Below are 14,155 nucleotides of genomic sequence, written 5' to 3'. Positions count from 1 at the left end.
TCCTTTCTCAATTACTAAATTTAATATTTATTTTAGACCATCAAAGAAATCTAAAGTTGATAAATCATCTTCAAAGGTGAAAAATCTTTTGGGACCTACATATAGCTGATCTTTTCTTCTACATAACGGTAATACAAAAAATCCCCAACTTCCAGTTTCGGTAAACAAAAAGAATTTAACCTCATTATTCCTAATTGTATCTGTATCATGTTGAATTATTTTACCTTGATACTTTTCTGCAATCTGTTCTACTTTTGTCTTTTCATATTGCTCCCAATTATTTTCATAAATATATTCTTTTTTGAGTACCCCTTCATCAGTCTTTAAATAAAATTTTATTTCTTCTGTACTTAAAGGCTTAGAAATATTTCCTGTCGCTTGATTAATTCGCTGTTGACTTTCAATTAGAGTAACCTCTTCTCTAGTAACTGTAGTATAAGAATGAGCACTTATTGCATAAGGAATAATTGGAGCTGACTGCTCTATATCAACTTCAATATCCCCTAACTTTTTAGCCTTCATATATTTAATAACTCCTTTAAGACAAGAGAGTTTTAATTCAATACTGCTTTTACTTGTTTTTTCTCTTTTATATTCAATACTTCTCCCTGGAACAAACTCTTTTAAAGCTTCTTTGAAAATATCTATTTTACAAGATTGTCCTGTCAGTTTTAAAATAGAATAATCCATTAACTCTCTATTTTCATAAAATCTCTCTAAAAATTTGCGAACAATATTATAAATATCAGCTTTGATCAACTTACTAATTTCTTTAATATTAAATACAACATCAGGAAAGCGATTAATCTGTTCTAATAACCCCTCTTTAACAATTGATAAATTCCATTTATTTAAAGAGGTAACATGTAAGTCATTGCCTCCTTGAGAAAATTCCGCTGAATCAAACTTATTGCGTAAAATATTAGTCCGCTTGTAGAATTCTTTTTTCATATTTTCAGCTATTTCCCATAAAAAATAAAAATTGTTCTTTACCTTTTGATAATCATCGCTACTTTTATTTTCATACTTCTTATACTTAGTAGGAATTATAGTTTCTACTTCTTCATATTTCTTTTCTAAATCAGCATAAATCTCACTGATTCCAAATTCATCTACATACCTAAACATATTACCTTGGGGAACAGTTATTAACTCATCAATATCTATCATTTGGCCCTCATTCTGATAATAATGAGCAAATACAATCTTCATAAATTGCATAATTCGATAAGTTAAATTATTACCACCAAAGTTTGTATCTCCATTTTCAAAACTAGTTTCTATTTTAACTTTATAAGAAATATCATCCTCTTCTATTTTAAACAAACAAGATGATAAATCTGTAGTTCCCCCTCCAAAGTCAATCACTAATGCTTTATGTTCTTGACCATTATAAAATTTGCGCTTATCGATCTGATTAATAATTGTATTATAAAGAACAGAAACACCTTCATCGAGCATATCTTTAGTTTCAATTTCATAATCCTCAATAATATTTTCAAACATTGTACCAAACTGTGATTTCAATTTTACAGGACTAGAAATGTGAACACGCTTAAACTTACATTTAAATTGATGTTCAGCTTTTTGAATTATATATTCTAAATAGGCTTTTATAATTTCCCCACGAGTAATCTTCATGGTATTCCCATCTTCATCATGAATTTCTTCCACTACTTGATAAGTATTAACCCATCTTTTGATTCCTTGGAATACACTAGCCTTAGTAGAATAATCTTTCTTTTTCATCTGCTGTTTTGCTTGATATCCAAATAAAAATTTAATATTGTCTTGGTCTTTACAATCTAAAACATAAACTATAGTCGGACTCATCGCAATCCATTCTTTTTGTCGTGAAGTTTCATAAGAGAACCTAACAAAATTAGTCTGGTCAATTTGAATCCGGTTATTTAAAATATCATTCGTCGATAAATAAGAAACATAGTTATTATCTAAATATGCCCCCGCTGTAGTATTAGAAGTACCAAAATCAATACAAAGTATTGCTTTAGTTTTTTCTAACTCCCTAGTTTCAAAATCATTTAGCGGCACTTTATAACAACTTAAACTACGAGGCGGTAGTCGTTCTTCTTGATAATACGCTTTGTGTAAGTACTCAGAATCATTTTTATCGAAAAATAAAAAACTATAATTCTTATTCTTTAAACCATCTAATCTCAAATTCTTTTTAGCAGCAGTTAAGTAATATTTGTTTTTTTGCTGTTTATATTTTTTTAAGTTAAAAATACCACACAAATAATTTCTATCATTGACTAATAATACATTCGATTCACTTAATAAATCTTTAGTAATTACTTCATACATATCCTCTTTTTTGACTCCGATATTAGGATAGACTATCATTTTAGCTGGTACCTTTATTCGCTGCTTGGCATCTTTTTCAGTTGCTAACTGTTGATTTAAAATACTTTGTAAACGATTAAAACCTCCTGTTTGAGAATGATCAATCAAATGAGATATTTTCTTTCCTCTATATTTTAAAATTAATTCTATTAAACGCTTACGATTAGAAGAGTTTTGATAACCTTTGATTATTTTATACTCTCGACAAATTTTATGAAGAGTATAAGTAGACATTTCTTCTAATTCACTTCTAGTAAAATATCTATTACGATAATTTGTTTGACCTGGGTTTAAGCGATAAGACATGATAATTACTCCTTTCTTTAATATAAAGCAGTAGCACCTATTTTCATTGCTTCTTCTAAAGCAATAATGCCAAAATGATACTGCCAATAGGTGATAGTCACAAAATTAATCGGTAAAAATAATGTTTCAATTACTTCTAATTTCTGCTTATTATTTTGATTAGGAACTACACCGATATATAATAAAATTTCGTTTTTATTATCCCTTGTCTCTTCTCCATTAACATAGACAATAGAATTTTTAAACATTTGTTTAATTGTCTTTTTGAAATAATAAATTTGGTCTCCAGTGTAATAAAACTTATAAATGTTATTTATTAAAATATTTTTTTCCTTACGGGAAAACTTTCTAATGCCCTTCCTTACTTCAGAACCAAAACAGCCCTGCAGCAATTCGCGATAGATAAATAATTTATGATATTCAGTTTTATTCATACCTTGATATAAATCAATTTCGCCTAAAAAATGAATTAAAACATCCAATAATACTTCACGTAGTTCTTGGTTCTCAACATAATTAGGGTCAAATAAATCTTTGAAAATTAAAAAAAATCTATAATAAGGGTTAACCTCTATCTCTGATTCTACCTCATTAAAATTAAGCATTTCAGTACTCAATTCCAAATAAGAAGAATATATTTCAGGTAATTTAAATCTTAAATCTTCTAAAGATTTTTCCTCATTTTTAGCCTTAATAATTAGCTCCCAAATATAATTCATTCTTTAAAAACTCCTTTACATAAATACTCGGGAAAATACATTTGAATTTCTGAGACAACAAAACTCAATAGGTCATATTTTAAATAATCTAATTGTGACCCCACAAATTTCAATAACATTGTCTCTTTTAAACTATTTAGCCTAATTTCATCTTCAATAAAATAATTAAAATCATAACTATAATCATGCTCAGGAGTTTCAGCCAAAATTTCTATCTCTTCTAGCTTAATACGGTCACTAATTTGAAATGATTTTGCTAATCTATTTATTTCAGCAAAAGTTTTAATACTTTTATAATTTTTCTGCATTAATTTATTCATAAATTCATCTTTTTTCTGATTAGTTAACACTTCAAACTCGAAATCTTCATTCCACGGTTCTGCTTTCTGAATCACCTGCAGTATTTTCCATTCTACTGACTGCTCATTATCACTAGTAATCACTAATTTATCTCCAGTTTGATCTTTAATCTTTTTAACTGATATTAATTCATTATCCTCATCTGGGATAACTAAATAACCATGTTCAAAACCTAAATTCTCTAAAACCACCTCATGGTCATAGTGAATTTTATCTATTGCCGGCATTGGAAACCCTTCTCCATCTTGATAAATTTCTTTGATGTTCCAAACTGGAATATACTTTGTATACATACTAGACTCAAGTTCCTCTAAATTGAAATTAAGCTCTTCAAACTCGGTCAATTCCTCCACTCCATCCTCATAACTACTAATCACTACATTAAAAAACTTGCGAATATAAGGATTATTAATGCTTCGCCATTTCACTCTATTTTCTAAAAATATATTATATAATTCCTTTTCTTTCTCTAAATAATCAGTATTATAATTTAATTTCAATTTAATATGATAATCCCTTTCATCAGTTACAATTATCCCGTTAAAGACCCGATCTCCATCTATTAATGATTGAATCTGGGCTTGATCCAATTTTAAAAAAATTTAGAAACAATTACATCTTCACCTTCCCGCAATTGCTCCAACATTTCTTTCGGGTCATATTCACTTTCTTCTTCATCCTCTTCTAAAATTGGAAACAATAAATCATCTAATAGTTTTAACTTGTTGCGCGGTATTAAAGTAGCATAAATATTATAATCCCCTGTTTCGTCTTCTACCTCATCAAACACTCTTTTCTCTAATCTGGCCTGCATCATATCTTGATGCTCTACTAAAGGCATAAATACTTCCTTTAAAACTTTTTTCAATTTACCGCGTTGCTCTAAATCTTCCATATTACTAAGTTTCTCACGTATGATATCTTTAATTGTGATCACCTGCTTATAAATATTTACTTTACTTTTTCTAAGATCTTTTGATTTCCATTTAATCTCCTAAAATCCATTTTCATCTCCACTTTAATTTTTTAGTAGCTTAAGCAGTTTCTCCATTATTATTAACAAGATTAATATCTGCTCCTGATTTAACTAATAATTTTACTACTTCTAAATGCTTATTATATACTGCATCCATCAAAGCGGTATAACCTAAGTCATCTTTAGTATTAATATTAACTCCTACTTCAACTAATGATTTTATCACTTCTAAATTTCCTTGTTGGGCTGCTATAATTAAAGGGTTCTCTCCAAAATCATTTACTGTATTAACTTCAGCTCCAGATTCTATTAACTGCTTAACTAACTTTTGTTCTTCAAATTTCGCCACTTTCATTAAAGTTGACCAACCTTGATCATCTTTAATCTTTACATTAGCTCCTGCCTTAATTATAACTACTCAATTATCTTTATTTGAATACTATCTGTTTTTTAATAATTTGATTATATTTCTATTTTCTTTTTCTCTTGCTAGATCTAAAGCTGTTTCCTCTTTATTATTTGTTTGCTTTATATTAGCTCCTGCTTCTATTAATAATCTTGTTATTTTTTTATTCCCATTATTGACAGCGGTTAGCAATGGCAGATTATTATTTTGATTTACATCTACTCCAGAATTAATTATTTTTTTTACTTGCTTTTCATTTTCATTTTTAACTGCTTCAATTAAATTGAGTTCATGACTAATAAAGTTAAATATAATTACTGAAATAGCAATTATAACTATACCTATAATAATTATTTTTTTCATTTTTCTATATCTCCTCAATATATTATTTGAGAATAACATTACTTTTCTTCAACAATAAATTTATCAATATTATTTATAATTTCTTTTACATCTCCCAACTTTACATTTTTATATAACTTAGTAATTCTACTTTCTGAATTAGCAATTATAAGTAACGAGTTTTTTAAATAATATTCTTCACTCGTATAAACAATTTCTATACCAAATCCAGTCTTTGCAAGCTTAAGTTCACAAATACTTGTCAAATGTCCCTCTTTGTCTAAAATAGGTTGTGCCAATTCTCCATGTTCTTCATCAACTATAACTTGAGAGCCAAATTCATCTGCCACTTGATTACTAATTAAAATAATAATAAAATCTCCTGTGAAATCTTTCAAATCAAGATTTCCGCCATTTTTTAAACTAATAGCAAAACCAGGCAACTTTTCTCCAACAGCAACTTTTTTAAATTCATCTACTTCAACTCTTTCACTTTTAAATTCTTTTTTCCGCAACCAATAAATAAAATTAAGATTACCAAAGCAACTAATAATAGATACCATTCTTTTCTAGATAAAAAGATCATATTACTTTCACAACTCCTATACTTCTACTATCTCGTTTTCTACTTATAATCATGGAAAGTAGTCGTTTTTTATTTGTAACTTTCTAAAACTTCACCATTTCTATTAACATATACCTTTTTCCCATTATAAACCACTACTGCTTTTCCCTCTTCATTGAAAGGAAATATTACGTTATCAAATTTATATTGGACTATTAATTTTCCGGATTTATTTATAAATCCCCATTTGCCTCCAACAGGTAATCGTAATTCTCCATCTTTTTTTATTTCTAAATCTTTAGCTACAGCAGCTATACCTCTAATGAATTTAGTTGCATATTCAAATTTATCAGGAATAATAACTTCTCCCTTCTTATTAAAAAAACCTATTTTATCTTCTTTTTTAAATCTTGCTAAACCATCACTAAATTCATCATAACCATTATTAACTTCATAGGGTTTTATAACTACTTGTTGAGATTTATTTATATAAATCCAACCTTTTTCTACATCTAAAACAGGGGCTATCCCATGTTCAGAAAATTCATGAGCCAAAATATATTTAGCTGGAATTACAGTTTCTCCATCAGTTGTTTTATATCCATATAATCCTTCCTTCTCAAAAAGATTCAAATTTTGATTTTCTGGATTTTCTATAGAATTGCACCCTCCCATCATTAAAACTATAGTTATAATTATAATTGTTCTTATTTTACTAACCATAATTTCACCTAATTTACCTTTTAAAATATTTAGAATTCCTCACTTGTGAGCCATTCCATAAATCATGAAACAAATTATTCCGCTTCAACAATAAATGTATCAATATTATTTATAATTTCTTTTAAATCTCCCAACTTTACATTTTTATATAACTTAGTAATTCTACTATCTGAATCAGCAATTACAATTAGAGAATCTTTCAAACGAACTCCTTTATTAGTATTAATAGTTTCTATTCCAAAATCATATTTCGCAAGCTTAAAATCACAAACGCTTAACAAATGACCATTATTATCTAAAATTGCTTGAACGAATTTACCATGTTCTTTATCAAATACAACAGGATATTCAAATTCATCAAAAACTTGACTACTAATAAAAACAATAACAAAATCTCCAACATAACTTGTTGAATCAAAACTCTCTTCTTTTTTTAAAACAATAGTAAAACTAGGTAATTTTTCTCCAACAGCAACTTTTTTGAATTTTTCTAACTCAACTCTTTCACTTTTAAATTCTTCTTTTTGACACCCTACAAATAAAATTAAAACTATTAAAATAAAAATTAAAAAATGTTGTTTTCTGGGGGATAAATTTTTCATATTACTTTCACAATTCCCACACTTCTACTATCTCGTTTTCTACTTATAATCAAATATCGATAAATTTCTGTCCACCTTTTAGTATCTTTTACTGTAATACAGCCTGCAGATCTTTCTCCAGGATGTAAAGAATGACCAATTCTAAACCACGTTTTAGCATATCTAGAATCACCTAAATAATAGTTTCCTCCTGTATGAGGTGCATCAGGAATTTCGATATTATAACTCCCTTTGCTGATAGGATTACCTTCATCAGTTTTAGCATGATATGTGCCTAACCCTTCTATACTTAATTTTTCTGCTCCCCGGTCAAAAGTTAAAACTGCTGGTGGTCTGCGAAGACAACTAGTCGTAAAATAAGACCCAGAAACTACTCCTAAAAAATGTTTTTGCTGTTTCACACTAGCTTTTTTACCTCGATAAGCTCCTTCTAGAATCTTGAAATATTCTCTTCCATCTTTTATTTCTTCTAATTTAACTTTTAAATAACTAGGCAAAGCAACAGTCCTTCCATCATTTAAACGTACTCTTAACCAATCGTCAGGATTAATTTTTTCTATATAGCAAATTTTATTTATATTTGATATAAAATCATCCTTGTTTAGACTCAACTTATATTCACCTCAATTTTAAAATTAGTTCCTCTGCCTGACAATTTAACTATTCCACCAAGCAGAGAAGCATTATTAAACTAATGAAATTTAATCAATCATTTTACTTAGCATAGTTTCCATCAATAATCACGGAAAGTAGTCGTTTTTTATTTGTAACTTTCTAAAACTTCACCATTTCTATTAACATATACCTTTTTCCCATTATAAACCACTACTGCTCTTCCCTCTTCATTGAAAGGAAATATTACGTTATCAAATTTATATTGGACTATTAATTTTCCGGATTTATTTATAAATCCCCATTTGCCTCCAACAGGTAATCGTAATTCTCCATCTTTTTTTATTTCTAAATCTTTAGCTACAGCAGCTATACCTCTAATGAATTTAGTTGCATATTCAAATTTTGATTTTCTGGATTTTCTATAGAATTGCAACCTACCATCATTAAACCCATAACTATAATTATAATTGGTCTTATTTTACTAGCCATAATTTCACCTGATTTACCTTTTTAAAATATTCAGAATTCCTCACTTGTGAGCCATTCCATAAATCATGAAACAAATTATTCCTCTTCAACAATAAATTTATCAATATTATTTATAATTTCTTTTAAATCTTCCAACTTTACATTTTTATATAACTTAGTAATTCTACTTTCTGAATCTGCAATTACAATTAAAGAATCCTTCAAGCGAAATCCCTTATTGGTATTAATAGTTTCTATTCCAAAACCACCCTCCGCAAGTTTAAAATCACAATTACTTATTAAATGACCACCTCTATCCAAAACCGGTTGAGCAAGTTTACCATGTTCTTCATCAACTAGAGTAACTGCCTCAAGTTTTTCTTTAACTTGGTCACTATTAAAAATAATAATAAAATTTCCTGGATAATTTCTTGAACTAATAGTTCCACCTTCTTTTAAACCAATACCAAATCCAGGCAACTTATCTCCTACAGCAACTTTTTTAAATTTATTCACTTCAATTCTTTCGCTTTTAAATTCTTTTCTTTCACAGCCTACAAATAAAATTAAAATTATTACAGATAATATTAAAAAAAATAATTTTCGGTGAGCTAAATTTTTCATAGTACTTTAACAACCCCTATACTTCTACTATCTCGTTTTTTACTTATAATCAAATGTCGATAAATTTTTGTCCATTTTTTCTTATCTTTTTTTACCTCTTCCATAAACTTGGAATCTTCAGTTTTTAAAGTTAAATTATATATTAATTCTTTATTTTGATAATCATCTTTAGGAATTAAAATTTCTCCTTTGCTTCCTTCTTTCCAATCTTTATAATAATAATCTAACAATAATTTTATCTTTTCTTTGTGGAATTGAGTATTTAATTCTTGCTTTTCTTTGAAAATTATTTCTCCTACCTTTTCTATTTTAATCAAAGGGGTATATTTGATATAATTATTATTATCGCAACTAATAAAAAGCAAACTGATTAAAAAAACAATATTAATTAATATTAAATTTTTTATCATTAGATACTTCTCTCCATTTTTAATTTTAAATTTTCTTGCTTAGAAAGCTTGAAGCTTTCTAAGCAAGAAAATTACAGTAGTAATAATTAAAATTATTACTACTGATTTCTTTAATTAATCATAAACTTACTTTGCATAATTACCGTCAATAGCAACCATTGCTAACTTATCTTTCTTTTGTTTAAGTACTAAAACAAATGTTCCTACACCTTCTGTATGCCCAAAATCTTCTGTATAGTCAACTACAAAAGAATTCGGAAAAGTTACTTTTCTTACTACTTGATCTCCTGCAATAACTTCTAATACTGCATTGCGATAAGCATCTGCTTTTTCAGCATTAACTAATGACCATAATGCTAATTTTTTAGTTTGATCTGGTTCTCCATCTACTGCTGCTAAAATCTTTCCACTTATTGTTAATATCGTTGATAAATCTGTTGCTCGTGCATTTGAATCATTTGGAGTATCAGATCGATAACTTACATAATTGATATTCTCCATTCCTAACTTAATTGTTTCACTTTCTCCTTCAATCGTTAATCTAAATCCCATTTCCAACAACTCCTTTACTTTTATAAATTTTTAATTGGCGTTTTCTAACATTTTCTGATTCCCATTTAAATAAATTATATCTCTACGACTCTCAAAAATCTGACGTCCAAGTTCATATAAACATAAATCCCGTATTTGGTCAGGAACATTTTCTACCTCTTTAAGTGCACCATATCTCTTTTCTAATTCTATTACCCTCTTCTCAACCTTATCTACATATTTAGGACCTAAATTACCTACTAAAGAGCTTAAACCTGAAGCAGTTACTATCTGAAAATTGTTTTTTACTGCATATAAAAATTCTTGTGGATGATTTGAAATTATAGAACCTAATACAATTGATAATCTTTCCGTATAAGCTCCATCAGTTAAATAAATCATTTTAAATAAGATATCAATAGCATTAGAGTCCCCTCTTTTCGCTAAACCTTCTAGTCTTGATAAGTTAGCAAAAATATAATCTAAAACTTCATCATTTATTTTTCTAATTTTCTCATGGGGTAATACTTTTAACAAGTTTTGTTTTTGAATACAATTAGGGGTATCAATAAATTTCTTATACGTAGTCTTTAATTTTTGCCAATTATACTCTTCAGCATCTACATTACTACTCATTGTCCCTACTATCATCACTGCAACGATGAATAAAATAACATACTTTGTCTTATTAAAATTCATAATTACCTTCCCCCTTAATTATTCTCAAGCAAATCATAATTTGTTTCTAATAACTACTTTAATTCCTCCATCTTGAGCCTGATTCAACAATTTATTTAAAGCTTTTTCACTCGACCATACTCGATTCAATCCCTTTCCTAAACCAGGTAAAATACATCCTACAGTATGGTCAGGTCTATTGCCACGATGTATTTGAATTGCCGTTCGATTAGGAACATTTTTTAGCTGAATAACATCATAATTCCAGCTTGATGAAGTGTCTGCTTCTCTAATAAAAGCATTATAATTACCTGCCGGAATTCGACTTTCATTTTGTTTATTTTCATTCCATGGCAATTCTAAAGTATAACCAATTTTCTTACCATTTAAATATAAATTTCCCATGGTAGAGTCTTTTGTCTCTTTATATCTAACAATTTTTATCATACAGGCCATATATCTTCTCCTCCAAACTTTTTATTTATTTCTTCTGTACTGTAATCTCAAATCCGGAGAAACCAAATAATTATAATTTCTAGTTCCTCCGAATTCAATTAATAAAATAACTGCAATTTAAATAATTATATCTCTACTTTGCATAATTCCCATCAATAGCCACAGAAGGTAATTTATCTTTTTTCTGCTTAAGTACCAATACAAATGTTCCTACACCTTCTGTATGTCCAAAATCTTCTGTATAATCAACTACAAAAGAATTCGGAAAAGTTACTTTTCTTACCACTTGATCTCCTGCAATAACTTCTAATACTGCATTGCGATAAGCATCTGCTTTTTCAGCATTAACTAATGACCATAACGCTAATTTTTTAGTTTGATCTGGTTCTCCATCTACTGCTGCTAAAATCTTTCCACTTATTGTTAATATCGTTGATAAATCTGTTGCTCGTGCATTTGAATCATTTGGTGTATCAGATTGATAGCTTACATCATTGATATTCTCCATTCCTAACTTAATTGTTTCGCTTTGTCCTTCAATTGTTAATCTAAATCCCATTAACAAACAACTCCTTTTATTTTATATAATCCTCATTGCTATTAATTATTAGCTGTGAGGCGTCAGCCAAATCAAAAGTTAATAAAATTATAATTTGATTCTTGATTTCTGCTCACGTCTCACAGCTAACGACTAATAGCATATCTTACTTTATTTCTTCTTTAACTAACTTGCATTTGCTGCACTAGTACTCTTAGTAATATTAACTTCAAGATTTTTAACATTACCATTAAAGACAATATCAAGCTGACAAGTATTACTGTCTAAATCAATTGTGTGATTGATATCGTCTCCCTGCTGCAGAATAGAGTTAACATAATCTTTTTCATTATTCCACTGACTCTTCTGACTTTTTGGATTGTTACTGAAAAATCTTTCAATTTTATCTTATTTAAAGTCACTAGTTTTGAATCTTAAAATCCTTTCGATATAAGTACTAACTAAAGTTTTATAAATAGAATCATAGCCATCTTCAGTTAAAGCCATACTACGAGCTTTATAGACGGTAATTCGATCAACTGTCTTATCATCTATTAATGCATTCTCGGAAAAAAATACAAAACCAAAATCACGGCGATTAATTTGATCTTTAATCTTATTGGTAAAACCAGAAATTTCATGTGCTAAAGTTGTAGGTACTTTAAGCGCATTATCGCCACTTTCAATATCAAATCTAACCCCCGGATATTGTCTAGAAACTAAATTGAAGTGATCTTTTAAAAAGTCAGGACACTGATAAGCAGAGACAATTCCTGCTGCTACATAAGAAGCATCAATATAAACTCCTTCCAGCCATAGCTTAAGTAAGTCTTCTTCTTCTGGTGATAGCTGAGCTCCTTTTTCAGTTGCAATCATTTTCTTATCCAATTCTACTCCTGATTTCTTCTTTGGAATTACTGTAAAATTAGGCAAACAAGGTACTGCATATTCACTATACTCCTTACGAGTCAAGATTTCTGTCTTTTCCATATACTTATCTACACCTTTAGTAGCTAAATCATTAAAGGTTGTTCCATCACTAGCCTGAAAGTTAAAGAAAATTTGCATTTTATAATCTTTAGCAACATTTAAAATAGAAGCCAAAGATTCCATCGTATTCCTCACCTTTTTCTCTTCTTTTTCAGTCCCTTTAAAACGCTGCCTTCTAATTTTTCGTTTACCGTCCTCTGACATTTCTATCGCTGGTAAAATTCCAAACCAAATAGTTTCAGCAAAATTATTTTTAGCATTAACTGTATTTAAAAAGGTAGTTAAGCGGGGCTTATTGTTTGATTTAACCATCATGTCTACTTTACAATTAGTAACTAATAATTCAGGTTGCATCCCTAAGCTATCTGTATCATATTGCTCAAAAAACATTTTAACTCCCAACAATTTTTCTACTAATGGTTTAGCTACCTTTACAAAATCTTCTTTAGATTGCTTATAAAAATCTAAATAATGATTATAATTTTCTACCTCTTGCTCTACATTAATATCTGTTTCCCCAATTCCAGTTATTGGAGCAAAAGTCCTGACTACCAAGTCTTTAACATATGGAGTAGGATTTTCACTGATCTCATTATAATCTTCTTCAAACACTTCTACTAAAGCTTCCGTATTTTCTGTAGCTTCAGCTGGTAATGTTTCTTTTTCTTCAGTAGAGGCTTCTAAAATCTTAAGTTCTCCTTCTTCTCCCATAGTAAGCATACCAATCTCTACTTCCTCTGCTTCAGAACCTTCTTCTCCTTCACCTAGCAATAATCTAGTCTTAATATCTTCAATAGCTAAAGGTAACATACCTAAGACATTATTATAATTCTGGCTAGCTTCTTCAAACTTTTGATTTAACTTATCTCCTAATTCTAACTTAGTTGGGTCTTCATCATCTAACTTTTCATACTTTCCGTATAGATAATCAACTTCTTTTCGCACCTGTTTAATATCTTCCATTACCTTTTTCGGAGATAACATATCTAAAATATTTTCGAACTTAAAATCTACATTTTCTTGGCCCTGGTCTTTTTTAGTATCAATTAAAGTAAATAACATCTTTAAAAAATCATTATTTTGATCTAAACTAATTTCACTAATATTATTTCCTGGAATTCCTTCAGGCTTTTTAGCAGTATACATCACCTTTTGATTTGCTGCATTGTAATAAGAATAAATAGTAGGGCTGAATTTTTCTAAAAATTCTTCAAAACTATCTACTAATAAATGCTCATTAATCTCCTTAATCTTCTCGTCTTCCAAACTTTCAATCCCCTTAACATCACCTACTAAAGTAAGTAAATCTAGTTTCTCGGGATTTACTTCTTCAAATAAAATTGTCTTATTAGTCTGGTCAATAACCTCGATTACAATCTCCCCCTTACTTAAATCATTAAGATTTAAATTTAATTAGAATATATTATTTTTATAAGAAATATTTTACATTAATAGATAAAAAAATATAGTCTCCTCCTTTTC

17 protein-coding genes and 1 pseudogene are annotated in these 14,155 nt (G+C 28.6%); all 18 read right to left on the bottom strand.

What is annotated here, in order from left to right; genetic code table 11:
• Positions 1 to 27: 27 nt before the first annotated feature.
• Positions 28 to 2,670, bottom strand: coding sequence for an Hsp70 family protein (locus JOC47_RS02235; protein ID WP_239550871.1), 2,643 nt, complete (start codon positions 2,668 to 2,670; stop codon positions 28 to 30).
• 17 nt (positions 2,671 to 2,687) lie between these two features.
• Complete coding sequence (locus JOC47_RS02230) at positions 2,688 to 3,389, bottom strand: hypothetical protein (RefSeq protein ID WP_204700344.1); 702 nt, start codon at positions 3,387 to 3,389, stop codon at positions 2,688 to 2,690.
• Complete coding sequence (locus JOC47_RS02225; protein WP_204700343.1) at positions 3,386 to 4,339, bottom strand: hypothetical protein; 954 nt, start codon at positions 4,337 to 4,339, stop codon at positions 3,386 to 3,388. The genes JOC47_RS02230 and JOC47_RS02225 overlap by 4 nt, the downstream gene beginning before the upstream one ends.
• A gap of 2 nt (positions 4,340 to 4,341) precedes the next feature.
• Entirely contained in the window at positions 4,342 to 4,644 is a 303-nt protein-coding gene (locus JOC47_RS02220; RefSeq protein WP_204700342.1) for a hypothetical protein, read from the bottom strand.
• A 139-nt stretch (positions 4,645 to 4,783) separates the two neighbouring features.
• On the bottom strand, positions 4,784 to 5,134 hold the full coding sequence (locus tag JOC47_RS02215; RefSeq protein ID WP_338035303.1) for an ankyrin repeat domain-containing protein: 351 nt from the start codon (positions 5,132 to 5,134) through the stop codon (positions 4,784 to 4,786).
• 30 nt (positions 5,135 to 5,164) lie between these two features.
• Positions 5,165 to 5,494 (bottom strand): ankyrin repeat domain-containing protein, encoded by a 330-nt coding sequence (locus JOC47_RS02210; RefSeq protein WP_204700340.1) that lies wholly within the window; start codon positions 5,492 to 5,494, stop codon positions 5,165 to 5,167.
• Between the two features lie 38 nt (positions 5,495 to 5,532).
• Complete coding sequence (locus JOC47_RS02205) at positions 5,533 to 6,036, bottom strand: hypothetical protein (protein WP_204700339.1); 504 nt, start codon at positions 6,034 to 6,036, stop codon at positions 5,533 to 5,535.
• A 92-nt stretch (positions 6,037 to 6,128) separates the two neighbouring features.
• Positions 6,129 to 6,761 carry a WG repeat-containing protein gene (locus JOC47_RS02200; RefSeq protein WP_204700338.1) on the bottom strand — a complete coding sequence of 211 codons (633 nt, stop codon included), beginning with the start codon at positions 6,759 to 6,761 and terminating at the stop codon, positions 6,129 to 6,131.
• Between the two features lie 74 nt (positions 6,762 to 6,835).
• Complete coding sequence (locus JOC47_RS02195) at positions 6,836 to 7,363, bottom strand: hypothetical protein (protein ID WP_204700337.1); 528 nt, start codon at positions 7,361 to 7,363, stop codon at positions 6,836 to 6,838.
• Positions 7,360 to 7,974: a hypothetical protein gene (locus JOC47_RS02190; protein ID WP_204700336.1), complete on the bottom strand. Its 615-nt coding sequence runs from the start codon at positions 7,972 to 7,974 to the stop codon at positions 7,360 to 7,362. The genes JOC47_RS02195 and JOC47_RS02190 overlap by 4 nt, the downstream gene beginning before the upstream one ends.
• Positions 7,975 to 8,123: 149 nt before the next feature.
• Complete coding sequence (locus JOC47_RS02185) at positions 8,124 to 8,411, bottom strand: WG repeat-containing protein (protein ID WP_204700335.1); 288 nt, start codon at positions 8,409 to 8,411, stop codon at positions 8,124 to 8,126.
• 131 nt (positions 8,412 to 8,542) lie between these two features.
• Positions 8,543 to 9,070 (bottom strand): hypothetical protein, encoded by a 528-nt coding sequence (locus JOC47_RS02180; protein ID WP_204700334.1) that lies wholly within the window; start codon positions 9,068 to 9,070, stop codon positions 8,543 to 8,545.
• Positions 9,067 to 9,480: a hypothetical protein gene (locus JOC47_RS02175; protein WP_204700333.1), complete on the bottom strand. Its 414-nt coding sequence runs from the start codon at positions 9,478 to 9,480 to the stop codon at positions 9,067 to 9,069. The genes JOC47_RS02180 and JOC47_RS02175 overlap by 4 nt, the downstream gene beginning before the upstream one ends.
• A 126-nt stretch (positions 9,481 to 9,606) precedes the next feature.
• On the bottom strand, positions 9,607 to 10,032 hold the full coding sequence (locus JOC47_RS02170; protein ID WP_204700332.1) for a membrane-associated protease 1: 426 nt from the start codon (positions 10,030 to 10,032) through the stop codon (positions 9,607 to 9,609).
• Between the two features lie 30 nt (positions 10,033 to 10,062).
• Positions 10,063 to 10,710, bottom strand: coding sequence for a hypothetical protein (locus tag JOC47_RS02165; RefSeq protein WP_204700331.1), 648 nt, complete (start codon positions 10,708 to 10,710; stop codon positions 10,063 to 10,065).
• Between the two features lie 33 nt (positions 10,711 to 10,743).
• Positions 10,744 to 11,145, bottom strand: a complete 402-nt coding sequence (locus JOC47_RS02160) for a DUF5675 family protein (RefSeq protein ID WP_204700330.1) — start codon at positions 11,143 to 11,145, stop codon at positions 10,744 to 10,746.
• 133 nt (positions 11,146 to 11,278) lie between these two features.
• The gene (locus JOC47_RS02155) at positions 11,279 to 11,704 is read right to left on the bottom strand and encodes a membrane-associated protease 1 (RefSeq protein WP_204700329.1); all 426 of its coding nucleotides are present in this window, start codon (positions 11,702 to 11,704) and stop codon (positions 11,279 to 11,281) included.
• Between the two features lie 165 nt (positions 11,705 to 11,869).
• A pseudogene (locus JOC47_RS02150) lies at positions 11,870 to 14,044 on the bottom strand (transcriptional regulator).
• Positions 14,045 to 14,155 lie beyond the last annotated feature (111 nt).

It is taken from the genome of Halanaerobacter jeridensis (assembly GCF_016908315.1).
Taxonomy (GTDB): Bacteria; Bacillota; Halanaerobiia; order Halobacteroidales; family Halobacteroidaceae; genus Halanaerobacter; species Halanaerobacter jeridensis.
The sequence above is the reverse complement of the archived record's forward strand: the minus strand, read 5'-3'. Positions and strand labels throughout refer to the sequence as shown.

Bases quoted from the DNA above. Each gene is read 5' to 3' on its own strand.
- JOC47_RS02235 (WP_239550871.1), bottom strand. From the start codon at position 2,670: ATGTCTTATCGCTTAAACCCAGGTCAAACAAATTATCGTAATAGATAT.
- JOC47_RS02230 (WP_204700344.1), bottom strand. From the start codon at position 3,389: ATGAATTATATTTGGGAGCTAATTATTAAGGCTAAAAATGAGGAAAAA.
- JOC47_RS02220 (WP_204700342.1), bottom strand. From the start codon at position 4,644: ATGGAAGATTTAGAGCAACGCGGTAAATTGAAAAAAGTTTTAAAGGAA.
- JOC47_RS02210 (WP_204700340.1), bottom strand. From the start codon at position 5,494: ATGAAAAAAATAATTATTATAGGTATAGTTATAATTGCTATTTCAGTA.
- JOC47_RS02205 (WP_204700339.1), bottom strand. From the start codon at position 6,036: ATGGTATCTATTATTAGTTGCTTTGGTAATCTTAATTTTATTTATTGG.
- JOC47_RS02200 (WP_204700338.1), bottom strand. From the start codon at position 6,761: ATGGTTAGTAAAATAAGAACAATTATAATTATAACTATAGTTTTAATG.
- JOC47_RS02195 (WP_204700337.1), bottom strand. From the start codon at position 7,363: ATGAAAAATTTATCCCCCAGAAAACAACATTTTTTAATTTTTATTTTA.
- JOC47_RS02180 (WP_204700334.1), bottom strand. From the start codon at position 9,070: ATGAAAAATTTAGCTCACCGAAAATTATTTTTTTTAATATTATCTGTA.
- JOC47_RS02175 (WP_204700333.1), bottom strand. From the start codon at position 9,480: ATGATAAAAAATTTAATATTAATTAATATTGTTTTTTTAATCAGTTTG.
- JOC47_RS02170 (WP_204700332.1), bottom strand. From the start codon at position 10,032: ATGGGATTTAGATTAACGATTGAAGGAGAAAGTGAAACAATTAAGTTA.
- JOC47_RS02165 (WP_204700331.1), bottom strand. From the start codon at position 10,710: ATGAATTTTAATAAGACAAAGTATGTTATTTTATTCATCGTTGCAGTG.
- JOC47_RS02160 (WP_204700330.1), bottom strand. From the start codon at position 11,145: ATGGCCTGTATGATAAAAATTGTTAGATATAAAGAGACAAAAGACTCT.
- JOC47_RS02155 (WP_204700329.1), bottom strand. From the start codon at position 11,704: ATGGGATTTAGATTAACAATTGAAGGACAAAGCGAAACAATTAAGTTA.